At 36.6% G+C, this 3,197-nt stretch carries 2 protein-coding genes; both read right to left on the reverse strand.

All coding sequences use genetic code 11. The features are described 5' to 3' along the window. Window positions 1-906: 906 nt before the first annotated feature. Window positions 907-1,458, reverse strand: coding sequence for a hypothetical protein (locus tag ISU02_RS23600; protein WP_194704328.1), 552 nt, complete (start codon window positions 1,456-1,458; stop codon window positions 907-909). A gap of 848 nt (window positions 1,459-2,306) precedes the next feature. Beyond that, window positions 2,307-3,047 carry a DUF2971 domain-containing protein gene (locus tag ISU02_RS23605; RefSeq protein WP_194704329.1) on the reverse strand — a complete coding sequence of 247 codons (741 nt, stop codon included), beginning with the start codon at window positions 3,045-3,047 and terminating at the stop codon, window positions 2,307-2,309. Window positions 3,048-3,197: the final 150 nt, after the last annotated feature.

The raw sequence follows: 3,197 nt of genomic DNA on the forward strand, positions 1-3,197 counted from the left end.
TGGTCAAATGTATCTTTATATAGTTTAATTTCATCAATTTTTTTGTTCCTAATTCCATCCCATAAGTATAATTGACTTCTATTCATGTTTTCTCCCTTGATTTTGTATTTTAGATAACGTTTCGGGGATTCTCGAAGTGTCTCGGTCTCTGCGTTCGCTTGGCGACGGTTTTGATCCAGGTTCACAAAAACGGTGACAAGCGATGAGCAGAGAATTGGCGTGACTCTTGCCTCAAGCTCGCACGAGTTATGCCAATAGAGGCATTTCGAGAATCCTCTGTTATCTGAAGTGCTCTATTAATAAAAGCCTCTGACTCTATCCCTTGTTGGTCTAAGAAAGCTCATAGTCTGCTCATAACAAAATTATGTATCGTCACACTTCCCCAACTTCATGCTCTTAGATAACACTTATGACCTCCAATTCAATAAAAACATTACTGAGATGCACGTCCGTTTGAAAAGGTTCCAACTTAAAACTACCCCCCCTTACCTACTGCCAAATGTGACTCACCTTCCGGTCTCTTTGAAACCACTAGCCAACCATTACTTTGAAAAATCTTGCCTATGCTTTCTTAGTCGTTATGATTCTAGTTAAATCCTGTCAATCTCACAGATTGTACATTCGTGAACCTATATGCTTAATGCATTCTAGATAACGTCTGATCATAAATAACATTTACCTACTCTCAATCGTAGTATAGATATCGTCTCTGATCAAGTTTTTTCAATAATTAAAGTTTGTTTCTCCACCATGTCGGTTTCCATTTCAGGATAACGTTCCCGCGATTACCGAAGTCACTCCTTTTCCCTTAGGAAAAGTGGCGCTGACCTTGCCTCGCAAGGGCTGTGTCATCAGAGTGATTTTGGTAATCGGCGTGTTAGATGATGTAATAACGACGAAGACCATTTACATTGTTGATCTTCCCCTCTTATTACCATTCTTAATTTTAGGTTTCTTAATCGAATAAAATTTTCTACTACATTCTTTCAAATTATCTAAGTCTGTCGATAAAAAACTATCAAAATACTCTGTTGGGATACATAATTTAGACGAGAATTCTGTAACACGTTTTGAAGCAGTTCCTTTGCCTCGAGCATGCCTAACAACACCAAAAGTAACACCAAGTATATCAGCTAATTCCAATAAATTTATTTCATATACATGCTCAATTGCATCATATAAGTTCACTTCAAACCCAATTGATTTGTAATCTTTTTCCATTTTATCGAGAAATTCATCATATTTTATTTTTGAATTTCGATAGTAATCCTTAATGTACCATGGAGCTTTATCAATCATTTCACCATAATACTCCAATGAAGCTCCCCATCCACTACAAACACATGTATCTTCAAGTTCTTCAGAAATTTTTTCACCATAATCCAGTAAATTACCACCACCTGAACAAATTTGGTCAAAATTAAACTCACAAGTCTTACAATTCTTTATAATCTGCATGAAGTCCCTCCTTAATGTACAATTTTTACTTTATTTCAAATTATGTCAGTAGAGTTATTATTTCATCTAACGTTTCGGGGATTCTCGAAGTGTCTCGGTCTCTGCGTTCGCTTGGCGACGGTTTTGATCCAGGTTCACAAAAACGGTGACAAGCGATGAGCAGAGAATTGGCGTAACTCTTGCTTCATGCTCGCACGAGTTATGCCAATAGAGGCATTTCGAGAATCCTCTGTTATCTGAAGTGCTCTATTAATAAAAGCCTCTGACTCTATCCCTTGTTGGTCTAAGAAAGCTCATAGTCTGCCAATAACAAAATTATGTATCGTCACACTCCCCCAACTTCATGCTCTCAGATAACACTTATGACCTCCAATTCAATAAAAATATTACTGAGATGCAAGTCCGTTTGAAAAGGTTCCAACTTAAAACTGCACATCCCTTATCTACTGCCAAATGTGACTCACCTTCCAGCCTCTTTGAAACCACTAGACAACCATTACTTTGAAAAATCTTGCCTATGCTTTCTTAGTCGTTAAGCTTCTAGTTAAATCCTGCCAATCTCACAGATTGTACATTCGTGAACCTATATGCTTAATGCATTCTAGATAACGTCTGATCCTAAATAACATTTACCTACTCTCAATCGTAGTATAGATATCGTCTCTGATCAAGTTTTTTCAATAATTAAAGTTTGTTTCTCCACCATGTCGGTTCCCATTTCAGGATAACGTTCCCGCGGTTACCGAAGTCACTCCTTTTGACCCTTAGGTCAAAAGTGGCGTAGTCCTTGCCACGCAAGGGCTATGACATCAGAGTGATTTAGGTAACCGACGTGTTATGGGTAGTGCTTAGACGACCTTTTTTTCGCTTTTAGTTACTTTAATACTCGGTAAATATTTCTCAACCAAAGCTCGAATTATTATCTCATCAGCTTCATCTACCTTAGGTCCTAATAATATCTCTGCTTTCTTCAATGCTGGTTCATACAAGTCAACTAAAATCCATTTAATATCCTCATAGATATATTCTTTAACCTGCTCCATTTTTTCTTCGAATACAGAGCCTTCTCTTGGACCACCTATCATAGCATTAAAAGATAAAATCTTATATCGAACTTCTTCCTCAAAACTCCAATCATCAAGCTTATATAAACCAATTCGTAGCGGATCAAATAATTTCAATCCAGGTCCTTCTGAAATAATACTGCATTGAATGTCATTTACATTACTTTTGTATTCAATTAAAATGGGGCCGAAAATTACTGTGTTTTCGTCACCGCCAAAATAATTTATTGTTCTCTCTCTTGCTGCAGTGCCATTCCAAAATTTATTCTCAATTTCTCCAAATAAATTGTGACCAAATTTAATTCTAACTCCATTCATGTTATTTGTGTACATTGACCACATAGGCAAAGAATCATCTTCCCGCTTTGTAAAACATGATACATACACAAGTTTTTGTGATGATTCATAATCATTAACAGTTCCATCATATGGATCATTTACATTATCTAATCTAGTAAATTTCATTTTTTTGCTTTCTAATATCAATGCCAAATTTTTTATTGAAGTATAATGATAAATATTCATAAAATGAATTCTCCTTTAAGGCATTTCCCATAACGTTCCCGCGATTACCGAAGTCACTCCTTTTCCCTTAGGAAAAGTGGCGCTGGCCTTGCCTCGCAAGGGCTGTGTCATCAGAGTGATTTAGGTAATCGGCGTGTTATATGATGGACG

It is taken from the genome of Fusibacter ferrireducens, from assembly GCF_015352425.1.
In the GTDB taxonomy this organism is placed as follows: domain Bacteria; phylum Bacillota; class Clostridia; order Peptostreptococcales; family Acidaminobacteraceae; genus Fusibacter_A; species Fusibacter_A ferrireducens.